Genomic DNA, 18201 nt, shown 5'->3' with positions numbered 1-18201 from the left:
TCGAAAGGGTCGCGCCGTGCGATCAGGGACGCCTTTTCAATCCCAAGGAGGAATCGCCATGCGACCCGGTCGCACCCAGCCCCTGACTCTGACACGCCGCGCTCTCGGCACCCGGCTTGCCGGTGCTGCCGCTGCGATCGGCTTCGGGAATGGCGCTGCGGCCAGCACCATGGCGACCCCGGCGCCTGTCCTCGACGCCGATCTGCGCGATGCGGCATTGCGTGGCCTGGCACTTGCAGGTTACCGCGGCGACCCTGTTACTGCCGCCGCGGCCAATGCGGCCATCGAGCGCCTGTCCCAGACCGACCCCGAGGGCGCGCTCTTGGCACGCCTCTACCAGATGCTCGACGTGCGCCCGGCGCAATACTGGCCCGAGGACGTGCCAGAGGCGGCCGCCGCTGACCTCGCCACGCTGCACGCCGCCATCCGGGCCTGCCAGCCGGTGTCGTTCAACTATACCGACCTGTCGGGGAACGAGACTGCGCGGACGGTCCTGCCGCTGGCGCTGGTGCATCCGCCGCAGGGAGTGAAGCTGCTCGCCTGGTGCGCGGAGCGCGAGGACTTCCGCCAGTTCTTCGTCCGTGCCATCAGCGGTCTCACCCCGCGCCCCGGCAACTTCAGCGAGGATCGTCTGGCGCTGCTGGAAGGTCTTCTGGAGAAGGAAGCCGGGCGGGCCTGACGCCTTTGGCCTCTGCTGCGGCGCGGCTTGCAGCGGCGGCCCGACAAAGAGTTGCCGCGTAGCCGCGAGACGAGGTGGCTTCCGATCCGATGGCTTCCCTAAATGTGGATTCCCTGGCTTCCCGCCGGGAATCCACACCGGCCAGATCGTGATTCCGCAAGTTGCTGATCTGACGCATGAATTCCGGCATCAGGTCGCAAGGTGGCTTCCGCCTGGCTTCCCCGGTGAAAATGCCTCGCGCTAGCGAACCGCCGCGCTGCGCCCCCCCGCATACGTTCAGCGCCGGGGAGGAACCAGACGAGGGGGCTGCCTCCAGCTGCACTTGAAAAGAAAGTGCAGCGACGACCGGTCCCCGACGAGCGAAAGGCCAATAGTGCCCATGTCGCCTGTTTTGCCCAAGTATGGCAGGGAGGGACTTCAAACCGCTGAGCGGATTCAGCATTCTCGTGTGCAACGGATCGGACTCGAGAAATTGTGACATGTTGAAGCCCTTTGATGACAGCGGTCGTGAACTGGATGCGCTTTACTCCGTTGAACCTCGACCGGATGGTTTCGATCTGATCCTCGAATCCCGAGGCGGATCGGACCACGGCCCGAACGCCGCCAGAAACAGTGCGTATATTCCAGCAATGGAGTTGCACCTTTCCCGGATGGGAGCACTCGGCATGGTTCTGCAGGAACTTCATGTGGCCAGCCGCGTTGCTATGAAGCTGGCGGAAGATGATCGTAGGGTCAGCCTCGACAGATTTCCGCTGCCTTTGCCCCTGCGGACAATATCCGATGTTCAAGAGTTACGGCATTCGATCGGGCGTGCGTCGGCGGCCTTCAACCGGACGGATGGCAGTGACCGCGGCAACCGGACAAAGCGCATGCGGCTACGAATGGAGTGGTCCGAGGCACCGGGAATGACTGCTGATGCCATCGAACGCATACTCGCCCGTCCGATACGTCCCGTCGTTCGCACGCCGAACGAAGCACCCACCGGCGATCCGGACGAACTACAGAAGCGGGTCGAAAAAGCGACGGCTCTCATTCGCGCTGCCGGCAAGCATGGAGATGTGCCGCCTCCGGCAGGACAGACAGTACCGCAAAGAGCTAGCGGTACATCATCGCGATTTGTCCGCGATCCGAACGTCATCGCGTGGGTGCTGAACGAGGCGGCAGGACACTGCGAGGTTTGCGGCGATGCCGCTCCATTCTTGCGTGCCAGTGGGGAGCCCTATCTCGAAGTGCATCATGTCCGCCCTTTGGGAGAAGGCGGTCCGGACACTACGGACAATGCAGCCGCCTGCTGTCCAAACTGTCACCGACAGCTCCACCTTGACCCGATACGAGACGCCATCCGGGAAACCTTGATTGCGTCTGTGGGACGACTCAAAGACTTTCCAATCGTCGTCGTGCAGGGAACGGCTCTGCTGATTGGCCATGAGGAATAGACCGGTCTTCAATGTTCGCCTTCCATCAGTGTCAGCTTGGTTGGAAGGGTGGCCTGCTGCGGGTGTCGGTGGGCTGGGACGGTTCTCATGCGCGGCCTTCTGTCGTGTTGCTTTGGGCTTGGTCAGGCCCTCGTTCGGCACAAACTTCAGGACACATCGCCACGGGGAAACAGCATTGCGTCGGCTTGACCTCCGCGCGTAGGCTACTGTGGTGCGTGGCGGGAGAACCCCCGCCTTTTCTGTGCCTTGCGCTTCGGAGCCCCGTTTGAACCAGCTTGTCGAATTCAACCAAGATCTTGTTGCCGAGCTGCGGGAAGAGTGTGCGGAAACTGACCTGCCACTCGAGGACGTCGCATTCGAACGGCTCTGCGAAACTCTGGAAGCCGAAGGCGAGATCGAGACGTCCGACAGATGTGCTTATCGAGGGGCTGCATCCGGAAAGTCCCTTCGGATCGATGGCCATGGGGGTGACCGTAGGGAAACCGATGGCATCCTCAGCGTCATTGTCTGCGAAGTCTTCGAAGACGAACAGCCCCCGACCTTGAACGCAGCCGGCGCCAAAAAGCTCTTTGGCCACTTGATCAATTTCGTCGCAGCCGCACGTCGGCGGGAGTTTCGGGACCAACTGCACATCGAGTCACCCGAATTCGGCGTTGCTACGATGATCGCCGAGTCGTGGTCATCCGTGACCAAGGTCAAATTGATCCTTGTCACGAACGCGATCTACAGCGCCCGGACAGATGCCGTCGTTGCTGGAAGCATTTCCGACATCCCCGTGACCTATAACATCTGGGATTTGACCCGTCTGCACAGGGTCGAAACCACGGGCTCCAAGGAAAAGATCGTCGTCAAGTTTGCCGAGGACTTCGGCGGAGGCCTTCCAGCCCTTCGAGCTTCGGGTCCGGAGTCAGAACTGCCATCCTATCTGGCTGTCATCCGTGGCAAACAGCTGGCTGACATTTATGATAAGTGGGGCGCGCGACTGCTGGAGTCGAACATCCGCAGTTTCATTCAGGCGCGCCGCAAGTCGGTCAACGAAGGGACCCTCACAGCACCAACTCGTAGTGCGTGTTGCGCCCGCCGCCTTCGCCCTTCCGGAGCAGACCGAGGTCCAGTAGAGCCCCGATGTCACGGTTCGCCGTGTCCTGCGAGCACTTGGCGATCACCGCCCACTTCGACGAGGTCATCTTGCCTTCGAACCCATCGAGCAGGCGATTCAGCACCTTGATTTGGCGCTCGTTCAGCGCCAGCCCTGCAGTGCGTTCCCAGAACTGCCCCTTGGCGACGACCGCCGCCAAGACACCATCTGCGCCGTGGATGGCACGGCCGAGGCAGTCGAGGAACCACAGGATCCAAGCCGTGACGTCCGTGCCGCCCTTCTGGGTGCGCTCAAGCTGGTCGTAGTACGCGTTTCGCTCGGTCCTGATCTGCGCGGACATGCTGTAGAACCGCTGCGAGCTCCCCTCCGACCGGGCAAGCGCCAGGTCAGCGATGGCGCGGGCGATGCGCCCGTTGCCGTCCTCGAAGGGGTGGATCGTCACAAACCACAGATGCGCCAGTGCCGCCTTGATCACAGGGTCGGTGGCCAAGGGCGCGTTGAACCATGTGAGGAAGGCTTCCATCTCCGCCGCGATCCGCGGTGCGGGCGGGGCCGAGTAGTGAACCTTCTCCCGGCCATAGGGCCCTGACACCACCTGCATCGGGCCGGTGCTGTCATCGCGCCAGTCCCCGACGATGATCTTCGTCATGCCGCTGCGGCCGGTGGGGAACAACGCCGCATGCCATCCGAAAAGGCGCTCGGCGGTGAGCGGGGCCTGAAAGTTCCGCGTTGTGTCCAGCATCACCTCGACGATGCCTTCCACATTGCGATCGGTTGGAGGCAGGGCGCCAATGTCGATGCCGAGCCGTCGGGCGAGGGATGACCGCACCTGTGTGGCGTCCAGAAGCTCGCCCTCGATCTCGCTTGTCTTGACAACGTCCTGCGTCAGCGTCTGCAGAACCGCCTCTTCGCGCAGACTGAAGCCCAGCGCCTCCATACGGCCGATCAATCGCCCTTGCTCGTGACGGACGGCAGCCAGGAGCGCGGCAATGCTGCCATCCTGCCAGGTCAGCCGTGGCCAGTCGTCTTGCTCCCAGATGTACACCACATTCTCCGCATAACGTGCGGCGATTGTTGTCCGAATTCTCCGCAAGCGCAAGTAAAAACACCGCAAGATATGCGGAGAATGATAGGCCTATTCTCCGCATTTCCGCTATGCCCTGACCAGTTGGTGCACTTAAGGCTGTGATGATCCCTCGGACTTTGGGTCATCCTGTCCGAGGTTTTGTAACACAAGAAGCCGTTCCGGACAGCTTGGACATCTGTGCCGCGGCTTCTCCGACAGTCGCTCGGCCTTGGTCAGAATGGTGATCAACACCGCATCGGAATGCTGCGCGAGCCGGATCAGATGCTCCCCGCTCGGCCCGCGTTCGCCGGACAGCCAATACTTGGCCGTCCGCTCACTCGCTCCGGTCCAGCGCATCACCGTCTTGATGGCCTGATGCGTCGGTCCCAGTTCGCGGCGCAGGGCATCGGCAATGGCCTTGCGATAGGCGGTCTGATCGGCGTCCAGGTGCACAGTTGTGCCCATTTTCGGCACAGATGTGCCCATCTTGATCCGCATCGCGGCGTCCTCCTCCGGTAAACCTGTGGAGAAGACAACACAGCGGCAGATTCCATTTTGCGCCCCAGCCAATACCCCGGGTCCGACCAGACGGAGACGCCTGCATGAACTGATCGGGAGACGGGCATGGCAGGCAGAGAGCTGCCCTCAAGCAACGATCCGGCGAACTCCCCGCCACGGCGCCGTGCGGCTGAATATGTGCGCATGTCGACGGACCATCAGAAATACTCGACCGAAAACCAGTCGGACGCGATCCGCAAGTATGCGGAGGAACGCGGCTTTGAATTGGTCCGTTCCTATGCTGACGCGGGCAAGAGTGGGCTCAGGATCGAGGGTCGCGAGGCGCTGCAGCAGCTGATCCAGGATGTACAAGACGGCACCGCGGATTTCGAGGTGATCCTTGTCTATGACGTCAGCCGATGGGGCCGGTTTCAGGATGCCGATGAATCCGCCTATTACGAATACATCTGCCGTCGCGCCAACAAGCAGGTCGAGTATTGCGCCGAGCAATTCGAAAATGATGGCGGCCCTGTCGCCACGATCGTCAAGAGCGTCAAGCGCGCGATGGCCGGGGAATACAGCCGGGAACTTTCCAACAAGGTCTTCATCGGACAGTGCCGCCTGATCGAACACGGCTTCCGGCAGGGCGGTGCGGCGGGTTTTGGCCTTCGCCGGGTCTTGCTTGATGAACGCGGTGAGGTGAAGGCCGAGCTGAAGCGTGGTGAGCACAAGAGCTTGCAGACAGACCGGGTGATCCTGATGCCCGGGCCTGAGACCGAGGTAAGAACCGTTCGCTGGATATACAGCCGGTTCCTCAAGCACGGCCGTTCGGAAAGCGAAATCGCTGCAGAACTGAATGAGCGCGGGATACTGACCGATCTCGACCGGGCCTGGACCCGCGCCACCGTCCATCAGATCCTGACCAACGAGAAATACATCGGAAATAACGTCTACAACCGGCGCTCCTTCAAACTGAAGCAGAAGCGGGTCGCGAATGGCCCGGAGATGTGGATCCGGTCGGAAGGGGCGTTCGATGCCATCGTCGTGCCGAAACAGTTTCAAAAGGTGCAGGCGATCATTGCCGCCCGCAACCGCCGGTTCTCGGACGACGAGATGTTGGATCGGCTGACCCGGCTCTTCCAGCGCCGCGGCTACATATCCGGTCTGGTGATCGACGAGGCCGACGGAATGCCGTCCAGCGGCGCCTATGCCCATCGGTTCGGCAGCCTGATCCGGGCCTATTCCCTTGTCGGCTTCACACCGGACCGGGACTACCACTACATCGAAGTGAACCGCTTGCTGCGGCTGTTCCACGGCGACGAGGTGGAGCGTGTGATCCGCGAGATCACCCGACTCGGCGGCACCGTGACGCGCAATCCGGCGACTGACCTGTTGACGATCAATGGCGAATTCACCGTTTCCGTCGCTGTCGCCCGCTGTCGCGAAACCTCCTCCGGCGGCCTGCGCTGGAAAATCCGTTTCGACACCGGCCTCGTGCCCGACATCACCATCGCCATCCGGATGGACCGAACGAACACCGCCGCGCTCGACTATTACCTGCTGCCCCAATTCGAGATGCGAACAAAAACCCTGGGGCTTGCCGAGGAGAATGGCCTGATGCTGGACGCTTTCCGATTTGAAACGCTGGATTTCTTCTTCGACATGGCCCGCCGCGTACCGGTTGCCGAGGTGGCACCATGGTGAGCGAAGTCGAGATACGGGACGAAGTACAGATCATCCCGATTTCCGCCATCACGGTGGAGAACCCGCGCGAACGCTCGGAAAAGACCTTTCGTGCGCTCGTGGACAGTATCGGCAAGGTCGGGCTGAAAAAGCCGATCACCGTCGCCCGGGTTGATGGTGAGGCAGGGGACGCCTGGCGCCTTGTCTGCGGTCAGGGTCGGATGGAGGCTTATGTCGCTCTTGGGGAAACCCACATCCCGGCCATCGTCGTGGATGCGAGCGAAGCCGAGCGCCTTCTGCGCAGCGTGATCGAGAACATCGCCAGACGTCAGCAGCGGCCGCTCGAGCTGTTGCAGGACATCGCCATCTTGCGCGACCGGGGATATACGGACCATCAGATCGCCGACAAGACGGGGCTTTCCCTCGCCTATGTCCATGAAATCGGTGAGTTGATCGCCAACGGTGAAGAACGCCTGCTGATCGCGGTCGAGACCGGGCAGATGCCGCTCAGCGTCGCGCTCTACATCACGCGTGCCGAGGAGAAGGACGTGCAGAAGGCACTGGAGGCTGCTTATGCCTCGGGTGAACTGCGCGGAAAGAAATTGCTGGAGGCGCGGCGGCTGGTTGAGTTGCGCCAGCGCCACGGCAAGCAGCGAGGTGGTGCGCGCAACAAACAGCCACGCGCGCGAATGACATCTGCCGCGCTGGTCAAAGCCTATCGCGCCGAGGCCGAGCGTCAGCAGGACATGGTCCGCAGGGCGCAGTCGACGCGCAGCAGCCTGCTGTTTCTCGATGCGGCATTTCAGTCTCTGTTGAAGGACGAGAACTTTCTGACGCTGCTCCGTGCCGAGGGCCTCGACAGCTTGCCGCGCATCATCATCGACGGGTTGCGGGAACCAAGAGCATGACACAGACAGGAAAAATGCCTCCGCCGAAGAGCCCGGGATTCGAGGCGAACCTGCGCACGATCCCGATTGATGCGATCCTTCCGGTCAAGCAGTTGCCAGTCACCGTGCCCAAGAGTCAGAAATATGGGCAGATCGCCGCGTCGATCCGCGAGGTCGGCCTGATCGAACCACCGGTGGTCGCCCGCGCGGCTGGGCAGGACGGATCCTTCATCCTTCTGGATGGCCATGTTCGTCTGCATGTTCTGAAGGAAATGGGCGAGACGACCGTCACCTGCCTGGTGGCGACCGATGACGAATCCTTCACCTACAACAAGCGCATCAGCCGCCTCGCCACGATCCAGGAGCACAAGATGATCCTGCGCGCGGTCGAACGCGGCGTATCGGAGGCCCGCATCGCGGCAGCCTTGAATGTGAATATCGCTGTGATCCGGCAGAAGCGGACCTTGCTGAACGGCATCTGCCCCGAGGCGGCCGAACTGCTGAAGGCCCGGCACTGCCCGATAAACAGCTTCCGGTCCCTGCGAAAGATGAAGCCCCTGCGTCAGATTCAGGCGGCGGAACTGATGATCGCGGCTAACAATTACACGGTGCCCTATGTCGAGGCGATCCTTGCAGCATCTGACGCCGCTGACCTGGTAGACCCGGCTGCAAAGAAGCCACCTGCAGGCGTGACACCCGAACAGGCCGAGCGGATGAAGGCCGAGATGGCCAACCTGCAAAAGAACATAAAGCTGATCGAAGGCACCCTCGGACCCGATCACCTTCGGCTGGTGGTGGCCGGTCGCTATGTCGAGCGGCTTTTGCAGAATGACCGTCTCGCCCGCTACCTCGACAAGAACCACAGTGAAATCCTCGGCGAGTTTCGCCAGATCGTGGCGGGCCTCGCGCAGCCTGCGTCCACGACGGAAGCGAGGAGGATCGAGACCGAGTAGTTCGGCAACTTTCCTTCTTTCGACGATGGGGACCATGAGCAGGGGGCGGACATCACCGAGCAGCCGCCCGACCACATCGGCCGCAGTGCTGTCGCCGCAGATCAAACGATGCGCGCCCAGCTGCCAGAGGTCGCCCGGCACCGACACTGGCGTGACCGGAAGTTCGGGCACATCGTCCTCGCCCTCGACCGGACCATCGTCGCCCAGCGCGTCGGGATCCCGCAGCAGCGCGTCAAGCTCATCGTCGCTGATGCCGAGCAGCGTCAGGTCGAAATTCTCGGCCAGCAGCCCCGCAATCTCGTCGCGCAGCAGGGCTTCGTCCCATTCGCCGAGCTCCGTCAGCTTGTTGTCGGCGATCCGGTAGGCTCGGCGTTCGGCCTCGTCGAGATGGCTGAGCCGGATCACCGGCACCTCGGTCAGCCCGAGCATGGTGGCCGCCAGCACCCGACCATGGCCCGCGATCAGCTCGCCGTCGTCGGCCAACATGCAGGGAACGGTCCAGCCGAACTTGGCCATGCTGGCAGCGATCTTCGCCACCTGGTCGTCGCCATGTATCTTGGCATTGCGGGCATAGGGGGCAGCCGGGCAATCGGCCAAGTTTCGATCTGGCTCGGCGCGAAGACGAGGTCCATGGGGCGGGGCTCGAGATGTGGGGGAGGGGAAATGAAAAGCGCCCGCGAGGGGGTTCTTCCGGGCGCAATTCTTCGATGATCAAGGGGTAGGTCAATGGGGGCAGGTCTGTCAACCCGAAAAGTGAAGCGGATTCAACGGCTTCTAACGAATTAGCTTCCAGGGGTGGCTTCCGGCTACCTGGCTTCCCCGGTGAAAATGCCTCACGCTAGCGAACCGCCGCGCTGCGCCCCCCCGCATACGTTCAGGGCCGGGGAGGAACCAGAGGAGGGGGGGGCATCACCTTCTGAGCGGTCGGCAAGGTCAAGCCCTTACTCGGAGAGCGGTAGCGCGTTGAGGTCGGATCGGATTTGCCGCCATCCCGGCATGTTGCGATCGAGGGTGTTCAAGAAGAGCTCATCGTGTCGCGGTGAAACGAAATGAGCCATCTCATGCAGGATGACGTAGTCGAGGGCGGCCAGAGGCTTCTTCGCCAGGTCGAGGTTTAGCCACACCAGCCCCCTTTCGGGGTTGCAGCTGCCCCACTTTGTCTTCATCAACCTGATGCCCCACCGCGGTATCGGTACGCTTAGCCGATCCGACCACTTGGCGATGCGGGGAACGGCCTTTTCCCGCAGCTGCGATCTGTACCACGTCGCCATCCAGCGTGCCTTCTGGTCGGACGTTGAGCCTGCTGGCACCAACATCGTTAGGCGATCCGAAGCGTCTGGGCGGATTGCACAGCGGTTCTTATCGTTCGGCTGGACTAGAAGCCTTAGCGGCTTTCCAAAGACAAAATGGGTCTCGCCGGAGACATACTGGCGTTCAGGTTGTCGCGCCTGACCTACGAACTCGCGCTGCTTTTTCTTGATCCAGCCGAGACGGGTCACGACGGCCACCCGGACTGCGTCTTCGCTGATGGCCGGAGGGGCAGCGACACGCACTCGACCGGCGGGAGGATAGACCCCGATATGCAGGTTCTTGATCGGTTTGCGGACCAGTTCCACCGACAGCCCGGCGATCTCGATCAGTTCAGTATTCATCATGCGACCGGATGATCTCGATGATGTTGTCCACGGCATCCTCTGTGTCGAGGATCTCCAGCAGCTTTCGCCGCAGCATTCGCTCCTTCATCTTGTTGCCGCGCCATCCCGTCTGCGCTGTGCTCCGGATCGCCTCATCGACCGCCATGGTCATGGCTTCATCCTGACCGAGATTGTCGAAGAGCGCCTTGCGCCCCGGCGTGGTCATGGACTGCGGGTATTCGCTGCCGTGCCCCGCCTTTACCGCCCTGACCAGTTCCGCGATCTTTTCCAAGTATTCCGCGTAGGCGATAGCGTCGTCCTTCCGCTTCTTGACGAGATCGGTCAGCAGCTCTGACATTCGTTCGTAGAACTTCGGGTTCACCGGCGTTTCGTCGATGATCAGCCTGCGCACGTTGTTCTCGATGGCTTCGGCCACGTTCTCGCGCTTCTTCTTCAGGGAACTCGGCAACTCCCCCTCGACTGCCGCCCCCTTGCTCGCCACCAGATCGATCAGGCTGATGTCGTCCAGATGCGAAATCACCTCGGATTCTTCGGCCTTGATGTAGGTGTCTATCAGGTGCCGCATCGCAGGTTCGAACTGTTTCATGTCCACGGCATCGCCGCTGTGCAGGCGCACGGCATCACGCAGAGAAATCGCCCGTTCCACCTCGTTGCGGTACTGCGCTAGCTGCAGGTCATCGAACCCCGAGGCTGCGGGATCATCCGCTACCGATGCGAATGCACGGGCATAAGCCCCGGCCAGCTTGTAGAGAGCCTGACGCCGCCGCGCCTTTTCATCGGCCTGCGGATCGGTCTCCCACCCTCCGGGACTGGAGAAATAGGCAAGCACCTGGTCGTCGCCCTTGGGCTGCTCCACGGGGTCCAGTAGCCCGAACCACGCATCGCGCGCGGTCATCAGATCCTCGCCCGCCTTTTCGGCCCGCGAAGAAATCAGCCCTTCGACATCGGCCGCCTCGAAGGCGTCGAAGGCGCCCGAGGTGTAATCCTCGACGGCCGTCTCGATGTTCTTGAACAGGTCCTTGTAGTCGACGACATAGCCGTAATCCTTGTCGTCCCCGTCCAGGCGGTTCACACGGCAGATCGCCTGGAACAGGCCATGGTCGCGCATCTGCTTGTCGATGTAGATGTAGGTCGCCGTCGGCGCATCGAAGCCTGTCAGCAGGCGGCTGACGACGATCAGCAGCTTCATCTGCGCCGGTTCCTTGCGGAACTTCCGCAGGGCTTCGGCCTCATAGGCCTCTTCATCCGTGCCCAGATCGGTCATCAACCGGTCATAGACGCGATAGACGTATTGCTTTTCCGTCTCGCCCATCCCGGCCTCTTCGCCGGTCAGTTCCGAGGCGTTCCGCGTGTAGGACGTGACGATGGTGCATTTCCCGGCAAGGTCTGAGCCGGAATTGCGGAAGATTTCGAACAGCCTGCACGCCTCGGGGATTGAGCCCGCCACCAGCATGGCATTGCCACGGCCCGCCTTGAGCCGCGGCTTCAGCTCCATGTCCATGATGATGTCGTTGGCGATCTGTTCCAGGCGATCCTTCGAGGACAGCACGCGCTGCAGCGTGCCCCATCGCTGTTTCAGGGTCGCCTTGGCCACCGGGGTCAGGCCCTTGGTCTTGGCCTCGAACCATTCGTCGATCTTCTTGGGCGAGGCCACACGTTGGTCGATATCGCGCGCCTCATACCGCAGGTCCAGCACGACGCCATCCTCGACCGCCTCGTTGAAGCGGTAGGGTGTGCCGATATAGGGGCCGAAAACCTCGAGCGAGGTCTGCTTGTCCGACCGCAGAAGCGGCGTGCCAGTGAAGCCGAAGAACACCGAACCCGGCAGGATCGACCGCATCGCGCGGGCCAGCTTGCCCGATTGGGTCCGGTGCGCCTCGTCGATGAAGACGAAAAACTCGCCCACCGGTGCGCCGATCTGGCCGCGCTGGATGTCGGCGATCATGGCGCCCAACTCGTCCTCTTCCCGCCGCCCGAACTTGTGAACGAGCGAGGACACCACGCGGTCCTTCGGGTCGGCCAGTGCCGCCAGCAGGTCGGCGCCGGATTTCGCGCGGCGCACCTTGTCGCCGGTATTGCCGAAGACCGCCTCGATCTGGTCGTCCAGTTCCTTGCGATCCGTCACAACGAGGATCCGCGCATCGGGGCGGGCCTCGCGGATCCAGCGGGCCAGCATCACCATGATCAGGCTTTTCCCCGAGCCTTGGGTCTGCCAGATGATCCCGCCCTTTCTTGCCGCCACCGCCTCTTGCGCGGCTTTCACGGCGAAATACTGGTTGGGGCGGGCGACTTTCTTGATGCCTGCGTCGAACAGGATGAAATCGTTGATCAGCTCCAAGAACCGCGCGGGGGTCAGCATCTGCGCCATATCGCGGTCGAGCGGGTTGGTGATCGTGCTCTCTTCCTTCCAGGCCAGCCAATAGGGCTGTGGCGTCTGGATCGCGGCATAGCGCAGGCCCTGCATGTCGTTGCCTGCAAAGGTGATCTGCACCGTGGTGAAGAAATGCCGGATGAACTCGGGGCGCTGGTTGTCCAGTGTCTGGCGGATGCCCTCGCCCAGATCGACGGTGGATTTCTTCAGCTCCACCACGCCCAGCGCGATGCCGTTCACATACATCACCAGATCGGGGCGCTTGTTATAGGCCTTGGGGTTTTTGGCGGTGACGGCCACCTCTTCGGCGACGCCAAGATCATTGGCGGCGGGGTTGTCCCAATCGACAAAGCGCACGGTGATCGGTGCCTCGCCCGGGCCGGGGGTGACCTGCACGCCATAGCGCAGCATGTCATAGGTGGCGCGGTTCGCCTCATACAGCTTCAGCCCGTCCATCCGGGCGGCGCGTTGCAACTCGGCGATGGCCTTGGTCGCCACCTCGGGATCATGGCCACGGGACAAGAGCCAGGGGCGCAACAGGGAGGGTTCGATATTGGCGTTGCCCTCGCGCTTCTGCCAGTCGCCGAGGTAACGCCAGCCGAGGCCGCCGACCGTGCCAGAGGTATCGCCGCACAGCTGCGCGATCATGCGGTTCTGTGTTGCGCGTTCCGGATCGCCGATGGCCATGGAAATACCCCCTGAAATACTCGTGCCCCAGTCAGACCAGCCTGACCCGCCCTGTCAAAAGATTCTGCATCATCCCCTCCTTCACTGCCCGCGCCTTGACGAGGCGGGACTCGAGGGTCTGAATTTCAGCGTCCATGTCTGAGAGGACGGCGGCGATTGCTTGCTGTTCGTCGAATGAAGGCGGGCATCGAAATTCGAACCCGGTGAAGGTCGGCCGCCTGAGCGAGTCCACCGTAGCTTTGACGGTGTTGATCATTGCATGAGCCCCGAAAAACTGCCGCAGCACGAAATAGACGAACCTGCCACTTGTCCTCTCCGAGAAGGCTGAAATGCAGTAAACCCTCTGGTGAACGTCGAACCTGCCGTTGATGTAGTGAAAAATCTCCCCAATCCTCCCTTCGCCGGGAACCAAGATGGCTTCGCAATCATATGAGAAGCTTCGGATTCGTTCGACGGTATCAGAGCGCACGAAGAACGGATATTCGCCCATCGGGTCCTTATCTTGGTTGTTCCGTCCGCCCGTCGCTACACGCGCAACTTCTCCCAGCCGCTTCACCTCCCACTCCCCCGAGAACCCCGGGAGGCGGCGGCGGGCGGTGAGGAGGTCTTGCATCGCGCCCTGCTTGATCAGGCGCTTCTTGGCGATAGCCCGCTCCAACCCCGCCACCACCCCATCCGCATCCGACAACGCGGCGGCGATGGCCTGTTGTTCGGGGAGAGGGGGAAGGGGAATTTCATAGGTTTTGAAATACGGCAGTCCAATTGTCTGAATCGTGCTGCCAACAGCAATTCTTTCGAATTCTGGCTTTCGATGCTGCAACAAAAAATACAGGAACATATTGTTCAGTAGAGGGCCGCACGTCCATGCAATAAAGTGCTGGCTGACTGCCATGTCCGTTGCCATGATCGTGCTCTTTCCGACCCCAGCATCTCTGCTCAAGACCACGGTTCCACGTGGGTGCAGTCGCGCTGAGGAGTTCGCAAGGCCGAGGGCAGAGATGTTAACCGAAGTTTCGTGGATGGCTGGTCGGTCGAGAGATTGGCTGTCCTGGAGCGAGATCCAAGGAATGCCTCCATTCCAATATGCGGGCAAACCTTTCTTGGGGGTATGGCCGCTTCCTCTACGTGCGACGCTGTCGAGGAGCACACTGGGCCAATCGCTAACTTGCGACATCATCCCGCCACCCCCATCGCCGCCAGATGCCCGGCCACCCGCGCCTCCAGCCCGGCCAGATCCTGCATGATCTGCGGCAGGGTCTGGCCATAGCGTTCGGTCAGCACCCGCACGCGGGCGGTGAGCGTCTCCGTCCGCGCCTCGACCTCGGCCCCGATGGCCGCCGTGATGTCGGCCAGCCATTTGTCCTGTACCACAAGGGTCTGGATTTCGCCCATCGTCAGGGTGGGGTATTTCTTCAGCACGGCTTCGGTCAACCGCGCCTCGGCCTCTTTCGCCGCGCGTTTCGCTTCGGCCTCCCCTTCGAACAGCGCGGCTGCCTGTTTCAGCAGGGCCTTTTCGTCTGGCTCCAGGCCCCTGTCCTTCAGCCGCGCCTTCACCCCGCCCGCCGTCAGCTTGGCCCCATCAGCCATCAGTTCCTCGAGCAGCCCGCCCTCAGCCCCGTGTTCTTCGGCCAGCTCCTCGATCTCGCGCCCCAGTTCCTCGGCCTTTGCACTGGCCTGATCCAACGCCGCCTTCAGGTCGGCGAAGAAGCGCGCGGTGATCAGGGCGGGCGGGATCACGTCGGTGACAAGGCGGACCTTGTTCACCGTCAGGTCGCCCTCTTCCAGCCATTTCACCTTGCCGTCGTCGCTGGTTTCCTTGCGTGCCTCGCGCAGATCACGCGCCGCCAGCCAGCCGCCGCCAGCGATGATGAACACATCGTCCTGCATGGTGGCGGCCCAATAGGACATAAGCCGCTGATAGGCCTCATACTTGTCGACAAGGGGCGCGGCGTCGAAGCGGGTCAGCATATCCTCGGCAATGGTATTGATCAGCTCGCGCGGGTGGTCACCCTGCTTGATGCCCATCAGGAGGGGGGTGTTGGCGGTGATCCAGCCGTCCAGGATGCCGGTGACCTGCGTGCGGAAGGCCGCGAAATCCGTGTGGTTGCGGATGGTCGCGCGGACCTGGTCGGGGGCGACCAGCGGATCGGCATAGCCTGGGCGCGGGTTCGGTCCGAAGAGCGTGGCGCGCAGCGTGGGCATGACGGCCCAGAACTCGCCCAGCGCGTCAATATCCCGCTCCGGCACGCCGCCATGCAGGTGGGCGGTGATGTCCTGCAGATCCTCGGGGTCGGAGCCGTCTATGTAGCGGGGGATGTTGAGGTTGTAGTCGTTGCGGGCGATCTCGTCGAAGGGGACGAGGCGGGAATAGCCGGAGATGGTCTGCTGGCGGGTGAAAGCGTCGATGATCTTGTGGATGTCGCGCTCGCGCAGGCGGTTCTTGTTGCCGTCCTTGATGAAGCCCCTCGAGGCGTCGATCATGAAGACGGGGCGGTTGGCGGTGGCTTGCGCCTTGTCGAGCACGATGATCGAGGCGGGGATGCCGGTGCCGTAGAACAGGTTGGCGGGCAGGCCGATGACGCCCTTGATGTAGCCGCGTTTCAGGATCTTCTCGCGCAGCCTGGCCTCGGCGTTGCCGCGGAACAGGACACCGTGCGGCAGGATGACCGCGCCCGAGCCGGTGGCCTTCATCGAGGCGAGGATGTGCAGAAGGAAGGCGAAATCGCCGTTCTTGGCGGGCGGTTCGCCATCGTCGAAGCGGCCGTATTTGGTTTCGCTGGTCAGCCCCGCCGCCCAGGCCTTGGCAGAAAAGGGCGGATTGGCGACGACGAAATCGAAGGTCTGCAGGGTGTGGGCGTCGGCCAGGAAGTGCGGTTCGGCGATGACATCGCCCTGCGCGATCTCGGCCGTGGCGCGGTTGTGCATGATCATGTTCATGCGGGCGAGGCCGCGAGTGGCGATGTCCATCTCCTGCCCGAAGATGGTGATCGGCACGCGGGCGGTCTCGGCGGCCTTGAGGAGCAGCGAGCCCGAGCCGCAGGTCGGGTCGTAGACGGTTTGCTTCGGGCTGGTCGCGCGACTGACGCCCGCCACGGCTGCAACGACACGCGAGACCTCGGCCGGGGTATAGAACTGGCCCTTGGACTTGCCAGCCTCGGTCGCGAAGTTGCGCATCAGGTATTCGTAGGCGTCGCCGAGGATGTCGTCGCCATCGGCCCGGTTTTTCGAGAAGTTCAGCTCTTCGCGGCTGAAGATGTTGATCAGCGCGGTCAGCGTGTTGATCATCTTCTGGCCGCGTCCGAACTTCTCTGCGTCGTTGAAGAAGGCCCGGTCGATCACGCCGCTGAGGTCGTTCTCCTCGGCGATGCGGGCGATGATCGTGTCCATCCCCTCGCCGATGTTCTTGGACCCGCGCAGGGCCTTCATGTCGGCGAAGGACGCGCCGGGTGGTACCTCGATCAGCGCGTCGGGCTGGCCCGCGCGGTCGGAGACGTATTTCACGAAGAGGAGGGTGAGGATGTAATCTTTGTAGAGCGAGGCATCCATGCCGCCGCGAAGCTGGTCGCAGCTTTCCCAAAGGGATCGGTAAATGTCGCTCTTCTTGATGGCCATGGATCGCTCCCGCTCGAATTCTTTCTTGTTTCCCGATTGATACGGGTTCTCCCGCGATAATGACAGCCGAAGGCTAAACCGGAACAGCATTATGTTTGCGTCAGAAGCCGACTGAATTGGAAGGGCAAAGATACCCGTTCGCTGATCAGGGCTTCGACAACGGCGACTGCTGGACGTGCAGCCACGGTTTCACCCGCGGCATCGACGCCGTCACTTCGACCTCCCGCAGCATTCCACCGGCGATCACCCCCTCGCGGACCCAGCCCAGCGCCTGCCACCAGTCGTCATAGCCGCGCCGAGCGGCCTCGATCTGCTGCGGGTGGGGAGAGAAGGTGACCGGGCAGGCGAGGATGTCGATGGATTTCCATGTGGCTCGCGCGCCCGGGCCGCGCACGCGGATGGCTGAGACGATACAGGCGGGCTAAGCTTTGGGCCTATCAGCCGTCGGCCCCGATATGCTATGGCGCAGCGATTGTCGCGAGATCATCTCGCAATGGAACAGACGGATTTCGGGGGGGAGGTCGGGCTGATCGATGGTGGCCACCACCAGATCAATGGCCGCATCAATGATCTGTGCTACGGGCTGGCGGATCGTGGTCAGGCCGATGATCTGCCAGCGCGCCATTTCCATGTCATTCAGCCCGATAAGCCCGATATCGCCTGGCACTGATAGCCCCGCTTCCTGGATCGCGCTCAGGGCTCCGACTGCCAGCAGGTCATCGCCGCAGAAATAGGCATCCGCCGGACCGTGCATCAGCAGACGGGCCATTTCGGCACGCCCCGCATCATAGGTGTAGGCGCTGGCATAGCTGGTGGTGACGGTGATCGCGGTGTGGGCGCGCAGCGCATCCAGAAAGCCGGTCGCGCGGTCCTGGGTCGAAGTTGCGCTTTCGGGCCCGCCCAGAAAACCGAGGCGGGTGTAGCCCCGCGCGACCAGCGTCTCGGCGGCCATCCGGCCACAGGCGATATTGTCGATCCCCGTGACATGCACCTTGGGGGCCTGTGTCGCACGGCCGAAGGCATGAACAACAGGGATGCCAGCATCGCGGAATGAGGCCGCAAAGCTGGCAGGCAGGGTCGATGAGGCGACGATCACCCCATCGACCGAATATTGCCGCAGCATACGCAGCGAAGTTGCCGGGTCGGTTGCATCGCTCAGATTCACCAGCAGCGGGCGCAGGCCCCGATCCTGCAGGCCGCGGGTGAACAGATCGAACACCTCAAGGATCAGTGGATTGTGAAAGTTGTTGACGATCAACCCGATCAGCTTGGTGCGACCGGTGGTCAGGCTGGAGGCCAGCGCATTGGGCGCATAGCCCAGATCGCGGGCCGCCTGTTCCACCTTGGCACGGGTGCGGGCGGAAACCGACGCTCCTTCGGTGAAGGTTCGCGACACGGCCGAGCGTGATACTCCGGCGCGTTGCGCCACATCCTTCAGCGTCACCACCATGTCTTGCCTGCGTTCTTTCCCTGATCGGGCGGCACTATACATGCTCTGCCTGCAGAAAATAGGGCAGCGGCATGGTGTCGCTCCGCGCGGCGGACTTCTGCGTAGTCTGCGACCGCAGCCCTGTG

The 18201-nt window shown here is 62.3% G+C and carries 12 protein-coding genes and 3 pseudogenes; 6 read left to right on the top strand and 9 right to left on the bottom strand.

From position 1 onward, the window contains the following. The first annotated feature begins 16 nt into the window (after positions 1–16). From V6590_RS15975 to V6590_RS20955, 3 genes and pseudogenes are all read left to right on the top strand, one after another. Positions 17–679: a helix-turn-helix transcriptional regulator gene (locus tag V6590_RS15975; RefSeq protein WP_335424679.1), complete on the top strand. Its 663-nt coding sequence runs from the start codon at positions 17–19 to the stop codon at positions 677–679. Between the two features lie 479 nt (positions 680–1158). Further along, positions 1159–2115 carry an HNH endonuclease gene (locus V6590_RS15970; RefSeq protein WP_335424678.1) on the top strand — a complete coding sequence of 319 codons (957 nt, stop codon included), beginning with the start codon at positions 1159–1161 and terminating at the stop codon, positions 2113–2115. Positions 2116–2323: 208 nt separating this feature from the next. Continuing rightward, a pseudogene (locus V6590_RS20955) lies at positions 2324–2869 on the top strand (hypothetical protein); the annotation flags it as partial. Between the two features lie 292 nt (positions 2870–3161). Here the strand turns inward: V6590_RS20955 and V6590_RS15960 are convergent. Next, positions 3162–4259: a Fic family protein gene (locus V6590_RS15960; protein WP_335424676.1), complete on the bottom strand. Its 1098-nt coding sequence runs from the start codon at positions 4257–4259 to the stop codon at positions 3162–3164. 132 nt (positions 4260–4391) lie between these two features. Beyond that, positions 4392–4778 (bottom strand): hypothetical protein, encoded by a 387-nt coding sequence (locus V6590_RS15955; protein ID WP_074556212.1) that lies wholly within the window; start codon positions 4776–4778, stop codon positions 4392–4394. 126 nt (positions 4779–4904) lie between these two features. Here V6590_RS15955 and V6590_RS15950 point away from each other — a divergent pair, with 126 nt between their 5' ends. The 3 genes from V6590_RS15950 to V6590_RS15940 are packed head-to-tail and all read left to right on the top strand — an operon-like array spanning position 4905 to position 8301. Continuing rightward, positions 4905–6482, top strand: a complete 1578-nt coding sequence (locus tag V6590_RS15950; protein WP_335424675.1) for a recombinase family protein — start codon at positions 4905–4907, stop codon at positions 6480–6482. After that, positions 6476–7369: a ParB/RepB/Spo0J family partition protein gene (locus V6590_RS15945; RefSeq protein WP_335424674.1), complete on the top strand. Its 894-nt coding sequence runs from the start codon at positions 6476–6478 to the stop codon at positions 7367–7369. Before V6590_RS15950 ends, V6590_RS15945 begins: the two co-directional genes overlap by 7 nt. After that, positions 7366–8301 carry a plasmid partitioning protein RepB C-terminal domain-containing protein gene (locus V6590_RS15940; RefSeq protein ID WP_335424709.1) on the top strand — a complete coding sequence of 312 codons (936 nt, stop codon included), beginning with the start codon at positions 7366–7368 and terminating at the stop codon, positions 8299–8301. The genes V6590_RS15945 and V6590_RS15940 overlap by 4 nt, the downstream gene beginning before the upstream one ends. A 30-nt stretch (positions 8302–8331) precedes the next feature. Here V6590_RS15940 and V6590_RS15935 read toward each other — a convergent pair. The 7 genes and pseudogenes from V6590_RS15935 to V6590_RS15905 all read right to left on the bottom strand — a co-directional run. Next, positions 8332–8933, bottom strand: a pseudogene (locus tag V6590_RS15935) (DNA methylase); the annotation flags it as partial. Between the two features lie 309 nt (positions 8934–9242). Further along, positions 9243–9956 (bottom strand): M48 family metallopeptidase, encoded by a 714-nt coding sequence (locus V6590_RS15930; RefSeq protein ID WP_335424673.1) that lies wholly within the window; start codon positions 9954–9956, stop codon positions 9243–9245. Beyond that, positions 9943–13014 (bottom strand): type I restriction endonuclease subunit R, encoded by a 3072-nt coding sequence (locus tag V6590_RS15925; protein WP_335424672.1) that lies wholly within the window; start codon positions 13012–13014, stop codon positions 9943–9945. Before V6590_RS15925 ends, V6590_RS15930 begins: the two co-directional genes overlap by 14 nt. A gap of 31 nt (positions 13015–13045) precedes the next feature. Then, positions 13046–14188 carry a restriction endonuclease subunit S gene (locus V6590_RS15920; protein WP_335424708.1) on the bottom strand — a complete coding sequence of 381 codons (1143 nt, stop codon included), beginning with the start codon at positions 14186–14188 and terminating at the stop codon, positions 13046–13048. Continuing rightward, the gene (locus tag V6590_RS15915) at positions 14188–16626 is read right to left on the bottom strand and encodes a type I restriction-modification system subunit M (RefSeq protein WP_335424671.1); all 2439 of its coding nucleotides are present in this window, start codon (positions 16624–16626) and stop codon (positions 14188–14190) included. Before V6590_RS15915 ends, V6590_RS15920 begins: the two co-directional genes overlap by 1 nt. A 145-nt stretch (positions 16627–16771) precedes the next feature. Beyond that, positions 16772–16981, bottom strand: a pseudogene (locus V6590_RS15910) (hypothetical protein); the annotation flags it as partial. Positions 16982–17047: 66 nt separating this feature from the next. Continuing rightward, the gene (locus V6590_RS15905) at positions 17048–18076 is read right to left on the bottom strand and encodes a LacI family DNA-binding transcriptional regulator (protein WP_335424707.1); all 1029 of its coding nucleotides are present in this window, start codon (positions 18074–18076) and stop codon (positions 17048–17050) included. Between the last annotated feature and the right edge of the window lie 125 nt (positions 18077–18201).

Origin of the sequence: Gemmobacter denitrificans (assembly GCF_036964905.1) — a bacterium.
GTDB lineage: Bacteria > Pseudomonadota > Alphaproteobacteria > Rhodobacterales > Rhodobacteraceae > Gemmobacter > Gemmobacter denitrificans.
This window is presented reverse-complemented; position numbering and strand designations above follow the sequence as displayed.

Bases quoted from the DNA above. Each gene is read 5' to 3' on its own strand.
- V6590_RS15955 (WP_074556212.1), bottom strand. From the start codon at position 4,778: ATGCGGATCAAGATGGGCACATCTGTGCCGAAAATGGGCACAACTGTG.
- V6590_RS15945 (WP_335424674.1), top strand. From the start codon at position 6,476: ATGGTGAGCGAAGTCGAGATACGGGACGAAGTACAGATCATCCCGATT.
- V6590_RS15915 (WP_335424671.1), bottom strand. From the start codon at position 16,626: ATGGCCATCAAGAAGAGCGACATTTACCGATCCCTTTGGGAAAGCTGC.
- V6590_RS15950 (WP_335424675.1), top strand. From the start codon at position 4,905: ATGGCAGGCAGAGAGCTGCCCTCAAGCAACGATCCGGCGAACTCCCCG.
- V6590_RS15940 (WP_335424709.1), top strand. From the start codon at position 7,366: ATGACACAGACAGGAAAAATGCCTCCGCCGAAGAGCCCGGGATTCGAG.
- V6590_RS15930 (WP_335424673.1), bottom strand. From the start codon at position 9,956: ATGATGAATACTGAACTGATCGAGATCGCCGGGCTGTCGGTGGAACTG.
- V6590_RS15905 (WP_335424707.1), bottom strand. From the start codon at position 18,076: ATGGTGGTGACGCTGAAGGATGTGGCGCAACGCGCCGGAGTATCACGC.
- V6590_RS15920 (WP_335424708.1), bottom strand. From the start codon at position 14,188: ATGTCGCAAGTTAGCGATTGGCCCAGTGTGCTCCTCGACAGCGTCGCA.
- V6590_RS15925 (WP_335424672.1), bottom strand. From the start codon at position 13,014: ATGGCCATCGGCGATCCGGAACGCGCAACACAGAACCGCATGATCGCG.
- V6590_RS15970 (WP_335424678.1), top strand. From the start codon at position 1,159: ATGTTGAAGCCCTTTGATGACAGCGGTCGTGAACTGGATGCGCTTTAC.